Annotated in this window: 19 protein-coding genes; all 19 read right to left on the reverse strand. The window is 54.8% G+C overall.

The annotated features are described in order from the left end of the window. Positions 1–264 precede the first annotated feature (264 nt). The 19 genes from EDM60_RS22480 to EDM60_RS22580 all read right to left on the reverse strand — a co-directional run bounded on the left by EDM60_RS22480 (position 265) and on the right by EDM60_RS22580 (position 19,117). The gene (locus tag EDM60_RS22480) at positions 265–1,425 is read right to left on the reverse strand and encodes a cytochrome P450 (RefSeq protein ID WP_122965999.1); all 1,161 of its coding nucleotides are present in this window, start codon (positions 1,423–1,425) and stop codon (positions 265–267) included. A 150-nt stretch (positions 1,426–1,575) separates the two neighbouring features. Next, entirely contained in the window at positions 1,576–2,457 is an 882-nt protein-coding gene (locus EDM60_RS22485; protein WP_122965968.1) for a LysR family transcriptional regulator, read from the reverse strand. Between the two features lie 197 nt (positions 2,458–2,654). After that, on the reverse strand, positions 2,655–3,776 hold the full coding sequence (locus EDM60_RS22490) for an aminotransferase (protein ID WP_122965969.1): 1,122 nt from the start codon (positions 3,774–3,776) through the stop codon (positions 2,655–2,657). 59 nt (positions 3,777–3,835) lie between these two features. Further along, positions 3,836–4,885: an ornithine cyclodeaminase family protein gene (locus EDM60_RS22495; RefSeq protein ID WP_122965970.1), complete on the reverse strand. Its 1,050-nt coding sequence runs from the start codon at positions 4,883–4,885 to the stop codon at positions 3,836–3,838. 131 nt (positions 4,886–5,016) lie between these two features. Next, on the reverse strand, positions 5,017–5,748 hold the full coding sequence (locus EDM60_RS22500; protein WP_063227860.1) for an IclR family transcriptional regulator: 732 nt from the start codon (positions 5,746–5,748) through the stop codon (positions 5,017–5,019). A gap of 27 nt (positions 5,749–5,775) precedes the next feature. Continuing rightward, complete coding sequence (locus EDM60_RS22505; protein ID WP_122965971.1) at positions 5,776–6,462, reverse strand: amino acid ABC transporter permease; 687 nt, start codon at positions 6,460–6,462, stop codon at positions 5,776–5,778. Between the two features lie 65 nt (positions 6,463–6,527). Beyond that, positions 6,528–7,343, reverse strand: coding sequence for a transporter substrate-binding domain-containing protein (locus EDM60_RS22510; protein WP_122965972.1), 816 nt, complete (start codon positions 7,341–7,343; stop codon positions 6,528–6,530). A 27-nt stretch (positions 7,344–7,370) separates the two neighbouring features. Then, a complete protein-coding gene (locus tag EDM60_RS22515) occupies positions 7,371–8,093 on the reverse strand; it encodes an amino acid ABC transporter ATP-binding protein (protein ID WP_063227857.1) in 723 nt (240 codons plus the stop codon). A gap of 315 nt (positions 8,094–8,408) precedes the next feature. Then, a complete protein-coding gene (locus EDM60_RS22525; protein ID WP_279635109.1) occupies positions 8,409–9,416 on the reverse strand; it encodes an aromatic acid exporter family protein in 1,008 nt (335 codons plus the stop codon). A gap of 94 nt (positions 9,417–9,510) precedes the next feature. Next, positions 9,511–9,918: a zinc ribbon domain-containing protein gene (locus EDM60_RS22530; protein WP_173599586.1), complete on the reverse strand. Its 408-nt coding sequence runs from the start codon at positions 9,916–9,918 to the stop codon at positions 9,511–9,513. A gap of 221 nt (positions 9,919–10,139) precedes the next feature. Then, positions 10,140–10,892 (reverse strand): hydrogen peroxide-dependent heme synthase, encoded by a 753-nt coding sequence (gene hemQ, locus EDM60_RS22535; RefSeq protein WP_122965975.1) that lies wholly within the window; start codon positions 10,890–10,892, stop codon positions 10,140–10,142. A 125-nt stretch (positions 10,893–11,017) separates the two neighbouring features. Continuing rightward, complete coding sequence (gene nagB, locus EDM60_RS22540; RefSeq protein WP_122965976.1) at positions 11,018–11,776, reverse strand: glucosamine-6-phosphate deaminase; 759 nt, start codon at positions 11,774–11,776, stop codon at positions 11,018–11,020. Between the two features lie 15 nt (positions 11,777–11,791). Then, positions 11,792–12,673, reverse strand: coding sequence for a MurR/RpiR family transcriptional regulator (locus tag EDM60_RS22545; RefSeq protein WP_122965977.1), 882 nt, complete (start codon positions 12,671–12,673; stop codon positions 11,792–11,794). A 296-nt stretch (positions 12,674–12,969) separates the two neighbouring features. After that, positions 12,970–13,335, reverse strand: coding sequence for a YisL family protein (locus tag EDM60_RS22555; protein WP_122965979.1), 366 nt, complete (start codon positions 13,333–13,335; stop codon positions 12,970–12,972). Between the two features lie 157 nt (positions 13,336–13,492). Beyond that, the gene (locus EDM60_RS22560) at positions 13,493–14,497 is read right to left on the reverse strand and encodes a proline racemase family protein (RefSeq protein ID WP_122965980.1); all 1,005 of its coding nucleotides are present in this window, start codon (positions 14,495–14,497) and stop codon (positions 13,493–13,495) included. 36 nt (positions 14,498–14,533) lie between these two features. Further along, positions 14,534–15,973: an aldehyde dehydrogenase family protein gene (locus tag EDM60_RS22565; protein ID WP_122965981.1), complete on the reverse strand. Its 1,440-nt coding sequence runs from the start codon at positions 15,971–15,973 to the stop codon at positions 14,534–14,536. A 15-nt stretch (positions 15,974–15,988) separates the two neighbouring features. After that, positions 15,989–16,873, reverse strand: a complete 885-nt coding sequence (locus EDM60_RS22570) for a dihydrodipicolinate synthase family protein (RefSeq protein ID WP_122965982.1) — start codon at positions 16,871–16,873, stop codon at positions 15,989–15,991. A 28-nt stretch (positions 16,874–16,901) separates the two neighbouring features. After that, on the reverse strand, positions 16,902–17,927 hold the full coding sequence (locus tag EDM60_RS22575; RefSeq protein WP_122965983.1) for a proline racemase family protein: 1,026 nt from the start codon (positions 17,925–17,927) through the stop codon (positions 16,902–16,904). After that, positions 17,924–19,117 (reverse strand): NAD(P)/FAD-dependent oxidoreductase, encoded by a 1,194-nt coding sequence (locus EDM60_RS22580; protein WP_122965984.1) that lies wholly within the window; start codon positions 19,115–19,117, stop codon positions 17,924–17,926. The genes EDM60_RS22575 and EDM60_RS22580 overlap by 4 nt, the downstream gene beginning before the upstream one ends. Positions 19,118–19,189: the final 72 nt, after the last annotated feature.

Consider the following 19,189-nt stretch of genomic DNA (forward strand, 5'->3'; position numbering starts at 1 on the left):
CTTTACAATCACCACCACAGCAGTTAGTTAACTTTACTAACAAAGATAACCAAATTATACCTACGCCCATTCAAATAGTCAAACAATTTACATTTGTTCCTCAGATATTTTCTGGATTTTTTACTTTATATCTCCTTTTGTACATGTAACTTCAATTTCAGTGAACAAAAAGCACAAAAAAGACACCTCTGCTCTGGAGGTGTCTGCTCTTGCCCCGTTTTCTTGGCTGCCGTCCGCAAGCAAAATCGGTTTGTCTCCCACGTCTCAACGGGTTTGAAACGTCACGGGAAAACTCTCCACGCCAAAAACAATCGGACTCGGAATCGGAGTCAGCGCTGTTTTTGGCGATGCGATCTCGTGCAGCGAAGACAAAATCCTGTCCAAGGCAATCTGCCCTTCCAGCCGGGCGAGAGGCGCTCCCAGGCAAAAGTGAATGCCGAAGCCAAAGCTGAGATGGGCATTCGGCTTGCGGTCAGGCAAAAACAAATCCGGCTGCTCGAACTTGCTCTCGTCGCGATTGCCCGATACGACCCAGGAGACGACCTGCTGGCCCGCTGCGATCTTTTGTCCGCCGATTTCCACATCTTCCACTGCGCGGCGGCCGACCACAACGAACGGAGGATAGTAGCGCAGCGTCTCCTCGATCGTCGATTTGACCAGCTCCCTGTCTTGGCGCACTCGCTCCTGGATGTCCGGCTGCTCGGTCATGACGCGAATCGTGTTCGTGATCAGATTGGTCGTAGATTCGTTGCCTGCGACCAGCAGCAAAATACAGAAGCGCAATACTTCCTCTTCGTTCAGCCGCTCTCCGTCGATTTCGGCAGCGAGCAAGGCGGAGATGAGATCATCTTTTGGATCAGCCCGCCGCTCGGCCAATATCGCCCGAAAGTAGTGGAACAGCTCTGCTTCCGCTTTTTCCTTGTCCTTGTGCATCTGGATAAGAGCCTCGTCTGTATCGGCTTCCGCTCCTTTGACCATCGTATCGGACCAATCCTTGAACAATCTGCGGTCTTTTGGCGGAACGCCGAGCAGCTCGGCAATGACAATTACAGGCAGCGGATAAGCAAAATCGCGCACCAAATCCATTTCCCGCTTGTCCTTGACCATGTCGAGAAGCTCCGTGACGATCGAGTCAATGCGCGGGGTCAAATCGGAAATCGCTTTGGGCGTAAACGCCTTGTTCACGAGATTGCGCATCTGGGTATGCTTCGGCTGATCCATCGTTAGCACCGTTTCTTTTTTCGCATCCGCGATCCTTTTGGAGGAAAACGTCGTGTGATCCTTCAAAATTCGCTGAATGTCGTCGTAGCGAAACACATCCCACGTCTGGCGGTTTTCATCGTAGCGGACAGGAGTTTCTGCGCGCAGGCGGCGAAAAATCGGGAACGGATGAAGCCGATCCTCTTCGCGCACCAGCTCCTTCATGTAAATGCTGTTGGCATAGCGCACAGGCGCTTGATCCTTGTTCGTAACAATCAGCTCCTTGCTGTTTCTGGTTCTGCTGCAACACAAGCTCCCAGAAATTATGCCCGTTGCCAATTCAAAACATGTAAAGGCGTCCGCCACTCATCCGGCCTACTCTTCCCGCACCGAAAGCCACACGTCTTTTACCAGCTCCATGAACGTTTGAATCGCTGGTTCGTCGCGCCGCCGCTCCAGACAGACGAGCGAAGTTTCCGCCTTTTTGGAAAAACGGTACAACTCGACAAGCTCGCCCGTTCGCAGCTCCCCCTCCACCAGCGCCGTACTGAGCAAGGCGACGCCCGTCTGATTGAGCACAGAGCGCTTGATCGTCTCCTCGCTGCTGCACTTGATGACAGAGGGCGGGACGTAGCTGATCTCCAGCAGACACTCCGTAATGAAGCCATCGAGATTACACCCTTCCTGATAGGACAAAAACGGGAATTGCGTCAGCGTTTCCGTCATCGAACGGCCCTGCACCATATCCGGCGCAGCAACGAGAGCAAATTCCTCTAAATCGACGACCATGGAATAAATCCCCTGCTGCGTACTGGTTCCGGCAATAATCCCGATGTCCGCTGCGTGGGCGCGAATTTTTTTCAACGCTTCCTGACTCGTGCACGAGATGACCTGCAAGTTCACTTGGGGATGTGTCTCCACATAAGCCTTGAGCATTTGCGGCATGTACTGGGTACAGTAAAATTCGGGCGCGGCCACCACGAGCGGGCCGACAGGCAGATGCAGGTGGTTCAGCCCCTCCTCCATGCGCAACAGGACAGAAAAAAGCTGATCGGTATGCTGCTTCACCAGCTTCCCTGCCGGGGTCAAAAAGGTGCGCTTGCCGACGCGGTTCAAAAGCGGATGCCCCAGCTCCCGCTCCAGTGCCTGAATCTGCAAAGTAATCGTCGGCTGGCTGTACCCGAGCAGCTCGGCAGCCTTCGTCAAGTTCAAATGCTCCGCTACGACCTGAAACGTTTTCAAATTCCGCAGCTCCATGCCTTGCACCACTCTCCCCCGCTTCTTCGTCTATACGGAAAAGTGTAGCCGAGAGTGGACGTGAAGTTCAACCTGCACAGTGCACAGAGCACTACTATGAATAACGGGATACGCTCCCCGCCAGCTTGGCGGCGTCCCCATTGCTGCCGCTTGCAATCGTCAGCACCTTTTTTCCAGGCAAGCAATCCGCTTATCGCCTAGCTTCTCTCCCGCAAAAACTTCGAGACTTGCGCCAAACCCGCCTGGAGCACCTCTGTGTCGCAAGCGTACCCGATCCGCACCCAGCCTTCCATGTCAAAGCAGCTTCCCGGCGTCAAAAACGCGCCTGTCGCACGGAACAGCTCGATGCAAAACGCTTCCGACGGCATATCCAGCTCGTATTTGAGCATGGCGGTCGTTCCCGCTTTTGGCTTGACGTAAGAGATGAGCGGTTCCGCCGCCACCCACTCGTCCAAAATTTGCAGGTTGTCCCGCACGATTTTCAGATTGCGCTCCATGATCTTGTCCCTGTTTTTCAGCGCATGAACCGCCAGCATGTCGTCGAGCATCCCGCAGCTGATCGTCGTGTAATCGCGGTGCGAGAAGCAGTTTTTGATGACGTCGAGGGGCGCGGCGATCCAGCCCAGGCGCAAGCCGGCCAGCGAAAATACTTTTGACATGCTGCTCGTCGCAATCCCTTTTTCATACAAATCTACGATAGACGGAACCTCGATCTCCGGGTCCTGATGCAAATGGCGATACACCTCGTCACACAACACGTAAGCGTCGACCGAACGGGCAATCTCCACAATTTCGCGCAACGTCACCTCATCCATCAGCGCACCGGACGGGTTGTTCGGATTGTTGATGCAAATCAGCTTGGTCTTGTCTGTGACAAGCGTGCGCAGTTCATCCAGGTCAGGCAAAAACTGCTTCTCCGGCACCAGTCGCAGCAGCTTCACCTCAGCGCCGAACGACGCAGGCACTTCGTAAATCTGCTGATAAGTCGGGTGGACAGAGACGACTTCATCGCCAGGGCCGACCAGCGAAAACAGCGCAAGAAAATTGGCTCCGATCGCTCCGTTCATCACCAAAATATTGTCCGGCGTCAGCGTCTTGTACATGCCCGCGACGAGACTGCGGAACTCAGGCGAGCCTTCGATGTGGCCGTACGTCAGCTTCTTTTGCGCCATCTCGGCAAAAAAATCGGCCGGCTCTGCCGACAGGCGAATCAGCTCTTCCACGGTCAGGGAGTCCACACACGTTTCCGCGATGTTGTAGACCGCTTCCAGCTCGTAGGCATTCATCCATTCTTCTACTTTAAACGGGGCAATTCTCATCTTTGACCTCTCCTTCGGTTGTTCCGTGCATTTCCGTGTGTATGGATCGCAAGCTGCTACTACAGATCGACGACAGCTCCTGCGCCGCTCGCTTGCGCCTTTTGCAAAATGTGGTGCGCTGTCAGCAAATCTTGCAGCGCAATGCCTGTGCTGTCAAAAATCGTAATTTCCTCCGCCGAGCGGCGTCCCGCTGCCTGTCCGAGAATGACGCTGCCGATTTCCGCGACAATGTCCGCCTGCGAAATCAGCCCTTTTTTCAGCGGAATCTCGGTTTCTCCCACGCTCACAGCCTGCCCGATGTCATCCACGAAGACCCGTCCCATGGCGAAAAGTCGCTCGTCGATTTCCTGCTTGCCCGCCATGTCGGCTCCGATGCACGTAATGTGCGTCCCTGGCTTGACCCATTCGCTCTGAATCAGCGGCGTCCGGGAAGGGGTTGCCGTGATGATCACGTCCGCTTCTCCGACCGTCTTTTCCAGGCTTTCGACCGCGATAAACTCAACCTCGCATTTACGTGCGTAGCGCTCGTAGTCTTCTCCTTCGTATTTCGCTACGAACGCCGTGAGCAGTCTGTCTTTGATCGTTGCCGCGAACTTTTGCGCCTTTTCGTAGGAGCGCGGATGGCTGATGTACACTCGCTTGATGTTGTCCATCGCCATCAGTGTCGCGATGATTTGAAAAGGCGCCTGGTGACCCGTCCCGATCATCAGCAGATTTTCCGCTTCCGGTCGAGCCAAATACTTGGCCCCGATCCCGCCAGCAGCCCCCGTTCGCATGCATGTAATATGCTCGCCGCTCAACAGCCCCAGCGGAACGCCTGTCCGGCTGTCCAGCACCATCACGGTTCCGATCAGCTGCGGCAATCCTTTTTGCTCGTTTTCGCCAAACCAGGAGACGAGCTTGAGTCCGAATATATCCGCTCTGGGCAAATGGCCCGACTTGATATCCATATCCGCTTTGCCTGCCGCAAATTCATGAAAAATCAGCGGAAACAGCGTCGCTTGCTGACTCGATTTTATCTGGTAGGCTTGCTCCACCACTTCGATGACACTCGCCATGTCCAGCAGCTGTTCCGTTGTTGGTTGATTGATAACCCGAAATGGAAACATGTCTTGTGCTCCTCCTCTCGATTTCCTCCACACTAACACAGATTTTTCGGGCAAAAAAATTGAAAGTTCCAATAGTAAGCATTAAAAAACAAAAACCTCCATCCGATGACGTTCGGAAATGGAGGTTGCGATTAAGCGCCGCCGATTCTTGCAGATATGGCGGTTGCTTGCTGCTTTACTTTTTCGATGAGCTGCGGCAGCCGTTCATCCGGGACGCGGAAGATCGGTGCATTGATGGAAATCGCAGCCACGAGCTGATTGCCGTAGCCAAAGATCGGGGCTGCGACTGCCATCGTCCCTTCCGTTTTTTCGCCGTAGCTGATGGCATATCCGCCTTTTTTGGCGGCCGCAAGCTGTTCCAGAAACGCTTCGTGCGAAGGCGCTGGCAGCTGCTCGGAAATAATTTTTTCGATCTCGGCTGCCTTGGAATGGGCCAAAATCATTTTGCTGGGGGCACCGATCGTCAGTGGAATCCGTTCCCCCAAGTTCTCGTCAATGCGAATTTTCAGCGGACTCTCGACCTTTTCAATCGGCATCGAGTCCTTGCCTGCCAGTACGTTCAGGAAAATGCTCTCTTCGACCTCGTTGGCCAGCTCCTCCATGAATGGTCGAGCCACGGAACGCAAATTCAGCTTCTCGTGCAAAATAAAGCCGATTTCCATCCACGTATAACCGGGTTTGTAATGCTTGGTGACAGGCTCCTGCTCAACCAATCCGAACTGGATCATCGATTCGAGGAAACGGTGGAGCGTGCTGATCGGCAGGCCGGTCGCTTCTGCTAACTCCGATATGGGCCAGGCGTGTTTTTCGTCTGATATCAGCACTCTGATGATTTTCATCGTCCGTTCGATTGATTGAACCATAGTTCCTTCGTCCTCCATAAACGTGCCTTATGCTGCGACACTCGTATCCTTGGCCTGCTTTCGCAGTGTTTTTCCCTTGGCAAGCCTCGTCTCCAGTCTGTTGACAAAATAGGTGAACAGCATAATCAGCACGAGATAGTACAAGCCGACGACCATGTATGTCTCCAGCTGTTTGTAGTTGGAAGCCGCCTCGCCGAGACCAGTTCCCCACAAATCTTGCATCCCTACGTACGCTACCAGCGACGAGTCCTTCAACCCGATGATGAACTGGTTGCCGAGTGACGGGATCGCCCGGCGAAACGCCTGCGGCAAAATGATGCGGCGCATGGCCAGCGGGTACGACATCCCGAGAGAGCGGGACGCTTCCATCTGCCCGCGATCAATCGATTGGATCGAGCCGCGGAAAATCTCGGCAATATAAGCTCCGTTATGAACGGCGAGCGCGATTGCCCCTGCCCAAAACTGGGAAAGCGTCACCATGTTCGCCAACCCGAAGTACAAAATACAAATTTGCACGATCAAAGGCGTACCGCGAATGACGGTAATGTACAAGTGCGCGAAATAGTTAAGCGGCTTGGAATTGGAAATGCGGAAAAACGCAATGATCAGTCCGACGATGCAACCGAGCAAGAGAGCGACTGCCGTGAGCTGAACGGTCAACCAGGTCGCTTTCAGGAAAAGGGGATAGCTGTTCAGAAAAATATCGATGATCATAGGAAATCCTCCTCACATGAAGCGGAAAAAGGGGGGCGTCCAAACCGGACACCCCGTTGCCCACTTTATTGTTTTTGCAGGATATTGCGGCCAAACCATTTTTGGCTGATTTTTTCGTAGGTGCCGTCTTTGATGATTTCATCCAGCGCTTTGTTGATTCGGTCTACCGATTCCTGATCGCCCAGTCGCACAGCAATTGCCTGTTCGTCGAAGCTGAGTGGCTCACCCACGTCGATGACTTTTCCGCCACCCTCTTTAATAAAGCGCAAGCCTACTACCTGGTCGGTAATGACCGCGTCCAGACGTCCTGTCGGCAAGTCGAGCAGCGCCGTGATATCGCTGTCGTATTGGGTGATTTTATCTTCATCTGTCAGTTTTTTCGCCCAGTCCAAGTAGTTGGAAGCTTTGACGACCCCGATCTTTTTGCCTTTCAGATCGTCCTTGCCCTTGATTGTCGTGTTGCCTTCCTGCACGAAAATCTGCGAGCCGGAGCGATAGTACGGATTCGTGAAGGAAACCGCTTTTTGACGCTCGGGAGTCACCGTCAAGCTGCCGATGATCGAGTCGTATTTTTTCGCATCCAGACCAGGAATGATCGTCTCAAACGGGTTCGTGATCGGAACGGCGTTCATCCCCATTTTTTCCGCCAGCGCTTGTCCGATTTCTACGTCAAAGCCTGTCAGCTGCCCGTTTTCTTTAAAGCTGAACGGCTTGTACACTCCGCTCATCGCGTAAGTAAAATCTTTTTTGCCTTCGCCGCCCGCTGCTTGTCCGCCTCCTGCCGGCGCGCTGCTCTCTTGAGAGCCACATGCCGAGAGCAGAAGCGAGCCCAACAGAACGGTAGACAACAAAACTCCGGACCATTTTGCACGTTTTTTCATCTGAAATTCCCCCTGTTTTCTCTGTTTTTAACGAATGCTGCGCAAAAACTGCTTGGTTCTTTCGTGTTGCGGATTTTCAAAGAACGCACTAGGCGGCCCTTGCTCCAGGATTTGACCATCGTGCATGAACACGGCGCGATCTGCGACTTCGCGGGCAAAGCCCATTTCATGGGTGACGACGATCATGGTCATGCCTTCTTTTGCCAGTTGCTTCATTACCTGCAACACTTCGCCGACCAGCTCAGGGTCAAGTGCGGAGGTAGGTTCATCGAAAAGCATGATTTTCGGCTTCATCGCAAGCGCTCGCGCAATCGCCACGCGCTGCTTCTGTCCACCCGAGAGCATGTCCGGGTACACATCCGCCTTATCCTGCATGTTTACTTTTTTCAACAGTTCGTTGGCCAGCTCTTTCGCCTCGGCGACTTTCATTCCCTTGACGTGCACCGGAGCCTCGATCACATTTTCCAGTACCGTCTTGTGCGGGAACAGATTGAAGTGCTGGAATACCATCCCAACCTCTGCCCGAAAATGGTTCAGATTGGTCTTGTGCGGGTCAACCTTCTCCCCGCTGATCCAAATCTCGCCAGCTTCATGAAATTCCAAAAAATTCAAACATCGAAGCAAAGTGCTTTTGCCTGAACCGCTGGCACCGAGCAAGACGACGACTTCTTTCTCCTCTACCGAGAGGGTGACACCTTTCAGCACGGTGAGTGATCCGAAAGACTTGACTAGCTGCTTAACCTCAATCATCCTGCTATCCCCCTATCTATCTGTTGCCGGATGGATGGCCCTTTTCACTTTTTCCGAATATCGGAAATGATTTCTGATTTAAATTATAATTGTATATTTTCAGACATTCAAGAAAAATAAAATTTACTGAATAAATATGCATGCCTGAAAGGGCAGAAGCTGGCAGTGCCAAGCTTTCACGCCTTTTTCAGCAAAAAGTCGGGATGTTGTTTGGGACACAAAAAGCGCCTTCTTCCGGTTTTGCTCAGAAGAAAGCGCCTTTGTTCTTTGGCGTTTTTGCCGTTTTGCCGTTTTGCCGTTTTGCCACACGAAGCGTTACTTGCCCGGTGTTGGCTCCGCTACGGCTGCTGGTTTTTTGTCCTCACTGCTTTTGCCCAGCTCATGCTTGATGAATAAATAATTCTCGATCTCGCGCAACAAGTAAAACAGCGACGCTCTCGTCTCAAATTCCTCGCGCGTGCGCGGCAGCTCCGACTCCTTGATCTCCTCGCGCATTTGGCGAAGCTGATCGATAAAGCGGTACGCCGTATTGCCCGGGTGCACCGAGTCGCTGATCCGTTCGAGAAAATCAGCGATCCAATGGCTCTGCGGCACCTGCGTGTCGAGTGACGAAACGATCGGCATCATCCGCTCCAACAGTTCATACTGCTTTTCTCGCATGACAAAGTATTGGTAGTACGAGTCATCGCGCCGCCCCAGACGGTTATCGATGTCGCGCGACGCAAGCCTGAGCGCTTTTTCCAAAAGACCCGGCGCCTCGATCATCTCTTTCCCGTCCCAATCGCTCTCGCCATGCCGCAAGTAGTAGCAAAACTCCCGCAAAATTTGCCTGAACAGCTGCTCGATCTGCTTTTGCATCGCCCGCAGTTCCTTGTCTAGGCTCGGCATGTACAAGTTCACGAGCAGCGCGACCCCGACGCCGATCACCAGCAGTCCCGCTTCGTTCAGCAATAACGGGAAATCCATTCTTTGCGCCGAGTACAGGTGCATGAGCACGACCATGCTGCTGACGAAGCCCTCCTGGATGCCAAACCGCACAGCGAGCGGCAAAAACAGCAGGATGGCGAGCAAAATGGCAACAGGCGAATACCCGAGCAAATAAAACAGCGCCATCCCGATGCCAAGCCCGAGAAAGCTGGACATGATCCGGTTCCACGCTGTGCGGAACGACTGCTTGACCGTTACTTGTATGCAAAGAATCGTAATGATGCCCGCAGATGCGGGGTACAGCAGATCAAGCTGTTGAGCCAAAAAGATCGAGATCGCTGTCCCGATCGCCGTTTTTAAAGTGCGATAGCCGATTTTCAGCTTTAGAAAGCCCAGTCTTGTTCCCCTCCGCTCTGATGTCGCTTTCCTCTTTACTGTATCAAAAAGTTTCCGGGAACCAAAGCCAAGACTTTGTTAAGAAACCGTGTCCTTACACCTTTTTCCCGCAGCCCGGACAGTATTGGTAGCCAGCCTTTACGCGCTGCCCGCAGTACGGACAAAAAGCTTTTTCGCCTGTCGTCTCTGTGTCCGCTTCCGCTTCTCTCTCCTTGCCGAATCGGCGGTTCAACGGGTCGCCTTCCTCGCTGGCGTCCGTAATATCGTACAGCGACATCCGCTCTCTGCCTGTAGCGTTTTTATAGTGATAAACAGCCTGAACGATCCCGATAATGATAAACAAGACCCCAAACAAAGGAAAAATCGTGCCGACCACGGGAAACGGCGAATCTTGCGTGATGAAAAATGCCATAATCGTCCAAAATACTCCGAAAACAATAGCAACGACACTTCCCGCCGCGCCCATTGCCGACGGGCCTCTTCCTGGCTTGATGCTTTTCATTGCAATCCCCTCTCCTTCCGGCTTAATCGCTTCCCAGCGCAGCCTCTCTCTGTTCTTCACATTTCTCCCATCCTATTACATCTACGTTCCGAGCACAAATCGGTTTCCTGCGGCTGGCAGGCTCGACGCCTAAAAAAGACCGAGCCAGAGCCGATCCCCCGGGCAAAAAAAATCTGCCGATGCGACAACTAGCAGCCGCACAGCAGATTTTTGACAGATGATTACACTTCCAGTTTTTTCGCGAGCGTTTCCTGATTCAGCACGTTACCGACCAGGAAGTTGCCGAACTCGCCAAAACGGGCACTCACTTCATCAAAGCGCATTTCGTAGACGATGTGCTTGAACTCCAGCGGATCGTTGGCGAACAGCGTCACGCCCCACTCCCAATCGTCGAAACCGACGGAGCCGCCGATGATTTGTTTGACGCGTCCAGCGTAGGAGCGGCCGATCATGCCGTGGGAGCGCATCATTTCTTGACGCTCCTGCATGCTCAGCATGTACCAGTTGTCTTGCAAATCGCGTTTTTTGTTCATTGGGTAGAAGCAAATGTGCTCCCATTTTGGCAGGATCGGATACAGGCGATCGCGCACGTGCGGATTTGCCTTCGGATCTTCGCCCGGGTTATGTACATAGTTGCTCAACTCGACAACGGAGACGTAGGAGTACGGAGCATCTGTAAAGGCAGCAAAGCGGGTTTTATTGAAAGCCGTCTTGATTTCTTCGAGTTCTTGCATGGTCGGGCGCAGGAACATGAACACGAGGTCTGCTTTGTGTCCAAGAATCGAATAGAAAGCCGTGCTTCCTTGGTTTTCCGCTTCGTTCGCTTCCCAAGTGCGGATCAGCCCGTTCAGCTCGTCCAACGCTGCTTGGCGCTCCTCGGCGGAAGCCGCTTTCCACTTTTCCCAATTGATCGTGCGGAAATTATGATACGTATACCAACCTTCTAATGTAAGCAACGCTTCGTTTGCGCTCATCGAAAATCAGCTCCTTAGAAAAATCTGGTGAACCTTCGTGACAACACTCCCAGTATAGCATAAGGGACAGACAGATATTCGGAACAGATTGGTGAACAACAAAAGAAACAAGCGGCGCCAGACGGCTACCGCTTGTTTTCCACACTTGTCGCAGCGACAGTCAGCTGGCTCGCCGCCGCCTCGTCCACGATGACCGTTACATCCGGGTGAAGTTGCAGCAAGGACGCTGGCACATCCGCTGTCGGCTCGCCCTCCACCATCAGGCGCACAGCCTGTGCTTTTGCCTCTCCGCTTGCCAACAGCACGACCTTTTTCGCTCCGAGAATCGTCTTGATCCCCATGGAAACCGCTTGCGTAGGCACTTCCTCCACGCTGGCAAAATAACGGGCGTTCGCCTCAATCGTGCTCTCGGTCAGTTGCACCACCCGCGTCGTCGACTCCGCGGAAGATCCCGGTTCGTTGAATCCGATGTGACCGTTGTTGCCGATGCCAAGCACTTGAATATCGATACCGCCCGCTTCGCGAATCGCTTCCTCATAGCGCGCGCACTCCTTGTCCAGATCGACCGCATCTCCTGTTGGGACGTGTGTTTTGTCTGCTGGCAAGTTGATGTGCTGGAACAAATTTTCCTGCATATAGGCGCGATAGCTTTGCGGATGCGCCGAAGACAGCCCGACATATTCATCCAGATTAAAGCTCTGCGCCTGCGAAAAATCGATCCCTTCGTCTTCGTGCAGCTTGATCAGCTCCCGGTACATGCCTACCGGAGTGCCGCCCGTTGCCAGACCCAGGACGGTCTGCGGGTGCTGCTTCACCTCAGAGGCAAGCAATTCGGCCGCTTTGCGGCTCATTTCCTGATAATCCTTGACTATGACAAGTTTCAATTCCTCTCACCTCAATCAATATTTTCGTTCCAATACGGCTTTCGCTGTCCGTTCCTTGTATGTGAGCGCCTTTTCCTTGTTGCGCAGCGTAATGGTCGTGCAGATGACGTCCAGCACGTGCAACTGGGCGATTTTCGCAGCCAGAGAACCTCCCTGCAACGGGCCTTCCTGTGCGGCGGTCAACAGCGTCATATCCGCGACACCCGTAATCGGCGAGCGGCGGTAATGCGTAATGCAAATCGTCGTGGCTCCCGCCTCTTTCGCGACCTTGAGCGAATCGATCGTATCCTTCGTGCTCCCGGAAACAGACAGCCCGATCGCTACATCCCCCGGCCCGAGCGTAGCTGCCGCCATCGCCTGAAGGTGCGATTCACTCATGGCATCCACGCGCAGTCCGATCCGCAAAAACGCGTACTTCGCATCCTGCGCCGTCACAGCCGATGTTCCTACTCCGTAAAAGTGAATCGTCCCTGCCTGCTGCAAAAGCTGGACACAACGCTCGATCTGCTCCAGATCGAACAGGGCAGATGTATCGGCAATCGCCTGTTGATTCGTCGCGGTTATTTTTTGCGCCATCGTCTCCAGCGAATCTTCCTCGCCTACTTCGCCGTGCAAATTTTTCGCAGGTGCAACCAGCTCCTGCGCGAGCGCCAGCTTGAACTCCTGATAGCCGCGAAAACCGATTTTCCGGCAAAAGCGCAGCACCGTCGTTTCGCCGACGCCAGCCTTTTCAGCCAGGTCGATCACAGAAGAATAAATGACGCTGTCTGTCTGCTGCAAAACGATGCTCGCTACCTTTTGCTCCGATTTCGTGAAGGAGGGCAAAAGACTCTGGATGTGCAAAAGGGTGTTTGTCTTGACTCCGGCAACGGTCAACTCCTCTGTATGTCCTGCCATGCTGCGCCTCCTTTTGAAAAGTGACTCCGTTTGGTCGTGCTTACCGTCATTATATCAAAAAAGGAGTTATCCGCCATTACTTTTATATAAAGTGGAGTGTTTCTCCAAAATTTCCGCTCCCGTCCCGCGATCAACGCCCGACCGCCTCAACGTCAGCCCCGGCCAGGCAACAAAACAGTCATGACCTTTTGGTTGACCGCAAGCAGCCATATCCCGTTTCATGAAAAAAAGCCTTCCCCTGCAAGCGTGCAACTTGCAAAAGAAAGCTCTATGCATACATTTCCGTTTCCAGACGACTAGGCGAATACACGGTAGCCGAGCATGATGACTACGACCAGCACGATCAAACAGCCGATGAAAAAGCCGATGCTGCCTTCCTGTCTTTTCGCCCGTCCCAGCGACATCTCGATCAAGCCGAAAGCGACAATCGCGAGCAGACCTTTCACGTAGAAATACACTTCGCTGGCGTGCACGGTAAACAGCATCCACGCTCCGGATACGAGAATAATGACCATCATGAGTCTGAGCAGCATATGTACGATCTTGCCCGCTTTTTCCTTGCCCGCACGATAGAGGAAGTACGCTACGATCAACAGGACAATCGCGACTTCCCAACCACCCACGTGGGACTCCAGCAACGCTTTATACGGCACAAAATTCAACCCCTTTTTCCCTTGTTTATACTTGTCCCAGCCATTATAACAGAAGTGTCGGAAAAAAGCAGATGCCTGGATGCGTGGCAGTATTGTGACACCGTTATATGCATGAAAAAGAGGCCGCCCAGATCATGCAGCCCCTTTTTCCCCACTCCTGCCATGCCTAGCGCAGCAAAAAGCCGTCCTTTAACGGATCAGTCGGATCGACGACAAACTGGTGCAAACCTGTGATAAAAGCCCGGCCTTCAATGGACGGAATGACCGCCGGGTAGTCGCCTACCTGCGTCGTTTCCAGTACGGTACCGACGAATTGGCTGCCCACGATCCCTTCGTGCACAAACCGCTCCCCGACAGCCAGCTTGCCTCTGGCAAAAAGCGTCGCCACCCGCGCAGCCGTACCTGTGCCGCACGGCGAGCGGTCAATCTGCTTGTCGGCGAAAACAGTCACGTTGCGCAAGTGTGAGCCTTGCACACGCGGCTCATCCGAGATAATCACCCCGTAAATGCCAGCCAGCTCAGGCTCGAACGGATGAACGACCGCAAGCTTCGCTTCAATCTGCTGCTTGATCCGGCTGCCCCACTCCTGCAAAGTCGCCAGCTGCTCGATTTCGACCTGGACACCGATGTCCTTGGCTTGCACGACCGCGTAAAAAGCTCCGCCAAAGGCGATATCGACGGAAAACAGCTTTCCTTCCCACTCGATCGGCACATCCTTGGCGAACACAAAAGACGGGACGTTCTCAAAAGCGACCGACTGGACGTGCGCTCCATCCGTGTGGGCACGCGCGATGATCCGGCCCGCCGGACTGTCGATCACAATCCGCTCATCCGGATCAGCCACGCGAAGCATCCCTGTCTCGATCGCCGCTGTCACGACCGCGATGATCCCGTGGCCGCACATCGTACTGTAGCCTTCGTTGTGCATGAACAGGACGCCAAAGGCCGCATCCGGGCTGACGGGAGCCGTCATGACGCAACCGTACATCCCGTGGTGTCCGCGCGGTTCGTACATCAGCACCCGCCGGATATGATCCAGCTCCTGGCGAAAATAACGGCGCTTCTCCAAAATCGTTTCGCCTTTGAGAGGCGGGATGCCGCCCGTGATGATCCGCAGCGGCTCCCCTCCTGTATGGGCGTCAATGGTCGTAAACAACTGCTGGATGTTCATAGTCCTCCCACACCTTTACCTGCCAGGTTTCGCTGTTTACCAGGCGTATTTGATCGCGCATGTCTTCGTGGCACTGTAAAAGTCCAGCGCCGCTTGCCCTTGCTCCCGCGTATGCGAGCTGGACTGCTTCATGCCGCCAAACGGAGCCTGGTACTCCACCCCGGCCGTCTCCTGATTGACGCGCACCATCCCGGCCTGCGCCAAGTCCAAAAAGCGGTGGGCACTCGCCAGATCACGGGTAAACAGCGAAGCGCTCAGCCCGTACACAGACTGGTTGCACAGCTCGATTGCCTCGTCGAACCCATCTGCCGTCAAAAGCACAGCCAGCGGCCCGAACACTTCCTCCTGAACCAAAGCGTGGTCGGCCGCTACTCCTTCCACGATTTGCGGACGGATAAAGTAGCCGTGCTCCGCTCCCGCATAAGCCGGACTTTGGGCAATCAACCGGGCCTCAGACTGGGCGATAGACACGTATTGCCCGACTGTCTCGTACTGCGCCGCAGAAGCGACCGGACCCAAGTAAGCATCCAGATCGGAAGCATCCCCGACCTTGCACAGCGAGATAGCTGTCTGCAACCGCTCGACCAATGGCTCGTAAGCCGCCTTTTCCACAATAATCCGGCTCGTCGCCGTACATTTTTGCCCAGCAGAGCGGAATGCCCCGCTGAGCAAGATCGGCACCGTTTTGTCCAGATCCGCGTCAGCGAGGACAACCGCCGCATTTTTTCCGCCCATCTCGGTCTGGCATTTGATGTTGCGTCCCGCGCAAGCAATCGCGATCTGCCTGCCTGTCGCGGACGAGCCAGTAAAGCTGACCGCGTCCACCGCAGCTTCCTCAATCAAAGTCGTTCCGATTTCCCGTCCTTTTCCGATCACCAGATTGAGCACTCCTGGCGGCAGCTTCGTCTCGGCAAAAATTTCTGCCAGACGCGTCGCGGTCAAAGAACCGTTTTCCGCCGGCTTCCAGATGACGGCATTGCCGCAGATCAACGCGGGAGCGATCTTCCAAATCGGAATCGCGACAGGGAAATTCCACGGTGTAATGACAGCCACGACGCCGAGCGGCACTCGACGGCTGTACTGCAAAACATCCGTATCCGCAGACGGGATCAAATTGCCGTTGGCCCGCATTCCTTCGCCGGCATAATAGCGCAACAAACTGATGCCCCGCGCCACCTCGCCGCGCATTTCGCCCAGCTGCTTGCCCATCTCCTGGCTCGCGAGTCTGGCGAGACTGTCTGCATGAGCCTCCAGAGCGGAAGCCATCTGATACAACACCTCGCCGCGAGCAGCACCTGTCTTCCTCGCCCACTCGGCTTGCGCCACACGTGCGGCATCTGCTGCTGCGAATACGTGAGAACGATCCGACATATGCAACACGCCCACTTCCTCGGTAAAGCGCGACGGGTTTTTGACCGTCACTTCGGCTCCGTGCGGCGTGATCCATTCGCCGCCGATCCAGTTTTTGCTGTGCATGCCTGCCCTTCCCCCTTATCGTCCGCTGGCTGCGCCGACTGCGTAGTCAAACGCCTTTTTAATCCCAGCGTAGTAGTCGTCTGCCAGCGGGAGGCGCGGTGGGCGAGTCGGACCTACAGGGAAGCCAGCCAGCTCCATCATGTACTTGATCGACTGCACGAGCTGCGGACTTGCGTCGTAATGGAACAGCGGCAGCAGTCGGCGGTACAGAGCCTGAGCCTCCGCAAGCTTGCCTGCGCGCGCGAGTCGGAACAGCTCCACGCCTTCTTTTGGCAAAGCATTCGGCACGCCGGCGATCCAGCCCGTCGCTCCGATCAAGCCGCCCTCCATCACCAAATCGTCCACGCCGACCATCACTTCCAGGTCTGTCTGGGCGAGAATGTCCTGCATGCGACGCACATCCCCGGAAAACTCTTTGACAGCTACCACGTTTTCAAACTTCGCCAGCCGCGCCAAAATATCCGGGGTCAGGTCGATCTTGTAATCGTGCGGGTTGTTGTAAGCGATAATCGGCAATCCGACCGTGTTCAGCGCTTCGTAATGCGCGAACACTTCGTTTTCCAGCGGCTTGTAGTTGATCGGCGGCAAAGCCATCACCCCGGCTGCGCCTGCGTCTTTGGAAAATTGCACCCACTCCACTGCCTGACGGGTCGACGGCGCTGCCGAGCCGACTACGACCGGAACGCGGCCTTTTGCTGCTGCAATCACCGTATGGATGACTTTGGCCCGCTCCTCGCCTGTCATCGTGGCGTATTCACCCAAGGAACCGGACGGCACCAAACCGTTGACTCCTTCCTGAATCAGCCAGTCGCACAGCTCTGTCAGCCGCTTGTAATCCACCTCGTAATCGCTAGTAAATGGCGTGACAATCGCTACGTATACCCCTTCAAATCTTCCCATCGTTCATTCTCCTCTCAACTTTTTGTATTTAATGGTCTGTGGCCGCCGGAATCAGCAAAAAGCCGTTTGCCAGCTCATCTTCAGGATTGTAAAAAATCGTGTGCTTGCCCATCAGCCAGGCGCTGCCAGCAATGGTTGTCACGACAGCGGGAAGTCCGCCTTCCTCCGCAACCGCCAGCACTTTTCCTGTAAACAGCGAGCCGACGATGCTCTCATGGACAAATGGTTCGTCCAGCCCGATCTCGCCTTTGGCAAACAGCGTAGCCAGCTTCGCGGATGTGCCTGTGCCGCACGGAGAACGGTCAATTCCACCTGGCGGCACGACGACCGTGTTTTTGACATCTGCTTCCGGCGCGCTCGGGTCCGTGTAAAACTCCACGTGCGTCAAGCCGCGGATGAACGGCTTCGCCGGATGGACGACTTCCAGGGACTGGTTGATCGCTTTGCGAATGCGCACAGCCGTGTCGACGATCACAGAGGCATTTCCCGGAGCCAGTTCGAGTCCCAGCGCCCGCGCGTCCGTAATCGCGTAAAAATTGCCACCGTAGGCGATGTCGCATGTAACCGTACCGATCCCTTCCACTGTGACGCTGACATCTTGCTTGTAGAGAAAGGCAGGAATGTTCGTAAACGACACCTGCTTCGCCTTTCCCCCCTCAACCTGGATTTCCACCTCGACCAAGCCTGCTGGCGTATCCAGTTTCAATCTCGTCAGCGGCTCGCTTACCGGAATCATTCCGGTTTCCACCAACGCTGTGCAAAGCCCGATTGTGTCATGCCCGCACATCGGCAAGTAACCGCCCGTCTCGATGTAGATCACCCCCACGTCCGCTTCCGGGTGGCACGGCTCCACCACGAGAGCGCCAGACATGACGTCATGGCCGCGCGGCTCGTACATCAGCAGGGTGCGAATCCAGTCGTACTCTTTTTGCATGTGCAGCATTTTGTCCGCCATCGTCTCCCCCTGGAGCTTCGGCAGACCGCTGATGACCGTGCGGGTCGGATTGCCGCCCGTATGCGTGTCCACAGTCGTAAACACTCTGGCTGCTTTCATGGATGCAGCACCTCTTTCTTCGTGAATCGGTCGTGGCGAAGCGGTTCGGTGGGGATGATCGTGTCCGACTGTCCCTGTAGCATTTCGGACATCAGCTTGCCTGTGACCGCCGCCAGGCTGATCCCATCCCCTTCATGTCCAGCCGCGATAAAAAAGCCGGGCACTTCCTCGACGCGCGAGATGATCGGCAAATGATCCTCCGTCCACGGGCGCAACCCGCAATACGTACGGATCATGGCAAAGTCAGCGATTTTCGGATAAAAGCGCAGCGCCCTTCTCGCCATGCAGCGCACCACGTTCAGATCGATTCGCGTGTCAAAGCCGACGAACTGGCGGCTCGATCCGATCAAAAAGTTTTGACTCTCTGTCGGCTCGAACACCAGCGCAACCCCGTATTTTTCCGTCTCGGCATCGACCTGGCGCACTCCGCCGAATTTGGAGATCAAGTAGCCAAACTCCATCACCTTGCGCATCCCGACCGGAAGCTGTCTGGACGCGACGATCAAGTGTCCTTTTCGCGGCACGACCGGAATGTCGACTCCGACCATCTGCCCGATGAAAGGCGCCCACACTCCCGCTGCATTGACCACCTGCTGCGCTGTCATCGCGCCCGTATTCAGTTCGAGCTGAAACGTTCCCGTCGCCTGATCGCGGCGCAGCGCCTTGACCTCGGTACGCCGCATGATTTTTGCCCCGTGCTTTTTCGCGCCTTCAAACAGCGCAAAGGTCAGCATGTACGGATTCACAGTAGAGTCGGTCGCGCACTCCAAACCTCCCAGCAAGTCGTCGGCAAAGTAAGGCGACTCCTGGCGAATGTCCTGGCGATCCAGCATCCGAAAAGGCAGCCCGGCTTCCTTTTGCCGTCGCACCCACTGCGCTGCTGCTTCCATTTCCGCCTCTGACTCGCAGACGAGAATGCTGCCCAAAGCCCGATATTCAAACGAATGCTCCAGCTCCCGGGTCAGCTGGTCGACGAGCATCTGGCTTTGCAAGGACATCTGGCTGTCGAAGCCGGGGTCTTTGTCGATCGCCAAAATGTTGCCGTCGCAGCGCGAGGACGTCCCTGACGCCAGCTCGCCTTTTTCCAGCACGACCACATCCAGTCCAGCCTTGGCTGTGTAGTAGGCAATCGCCGCCCCGATAATGCCGCCGCCGATTACCGCAATCTGCGCATGGGTTTGTCTTGTCATGGCTGATTCTCCTCAAAAGCTTTTCGTAAAATCGTTGCACTTGTTTATTTTTGCAAATGCCGTGCCAACCAA

It is taken from the genome of Brevibacillus parabrevis, assembly GCF_003710905.1.
Taxonomy (GTDB): domain Bacteria; phylum Bacillota; class Bacilli; order Brevibacillales; family Brevibacillaceae; genus Brevibacillus; species Brevibacillus parabrevis.

Coding starts and splice junctions, on each gene's coding strand:
- EDM60_RS22490 (WP_122965969.1), bottom strand. CDS start 3,776: ATGAGAATTGCCCCGTTTAAAGTAGAAGAATGGATGAATGCCTACGAG.
- EDM60_RS22565 (WP_122965981.1), bottom strand. CDS start 15,973: ATGCACAGCAAAAACTGGATCGGCGGCGAATGGATCACGCCGCACGGA.
- EDM60_RS22530 (WP_173599586.1), bottom strand. CDS start 9,918: ATGAAAAGCATCAAGCCAGGAAGAGGCCCGTCGGCAATGGGCGCGGCG.
- EDM60_RS22580 (WP_122965984.1), bottom strand. CDS start 19,117: ATGACAAGACAAACCCATGCGCAGATTGCGGTAATCGGCGGCGGCATT.
- EDM60_RS22485 (WP_122965968.1), bottom strand. CDS start 2,457: ATGGAGCTGCGGAATTTGAAAACGTTTCAGGTCGTAGCGGAGCATTTG.
- hemQ (WP_122965975.1), bottom strand. CDS start 10,892: ATGAGCGCAAACGAAGCGTTGCTTACATTAGAAGGTTGGTATACGTAT.
- EDM60_RS22570 (WP_122965982.1), bottom strand. CDS start 16,873: ATGGGAAGATTTGAAGGGGTATACGTAGCGATTGTCACGCCATTTACT.
- EDM60_RS22480 (WP_122965999.1), bottom strand. CDS start 1,425: ATGAAGGAGCTGGTGCGCGAAGAGGATCGGCTTCATCCGTTCCCGATT.
- EDM60_RS22505 (WP_122965971.1), bottom strand. CDS start 6,462: ATGATCATCGATATTTTTCTGAACAGCTATCCCCTTTTCCTGAAAGCG.
- EDM60_RS22500 (WP_063227860.1), bottom strand. CDS start 5,748: ATGGTTCAATCAATCGAACGGACGATGAAAATCATCAGAGTGCTGATA.
- EDM60_RS22560 (WP_122965980.1), bottom strand. CDS start 14,497: ATGAACATCCAGCAGTTGTTTACGACCATTGACGCCCATACAGGAGGG.
- EDM60_RS22575 (WP_122965983.1), bottom strand. CDS start 17,927: ATGAAAGCAGCCAGAGTGTTTACGACTGTGGACACGCATACGGGCGGC.
- EDM60_RS22510 (WP_122965972.1), bottom strand. CDS start 7,343: ATGAAAAAACGTGCAAAATGGTCCGGAGTTTTGTTGTCTACCGTTCTG.
- EDM60_RS22545 (WP_122965977.1), bottom strand. CDS start 12,673: ATGGCAGGACATACAGAGGAGTTGACCGTTGCCGGAGTCAAGACAAAC.
- EDM60_RS22515 (WP_063227857.1), bottom strand. CDS start 8,093: ATGATTGAGGTTAAGCAGCTAGTCAAGTCTTTCGGATCACTCACCGTG.
- EDM60_RS22495 (WP_122965970.1), bottom strand. CDS start 4,885: ATGTTTCCATTTCGGGTTATCAATCAACCAACAACGGAACAGCTGCTG.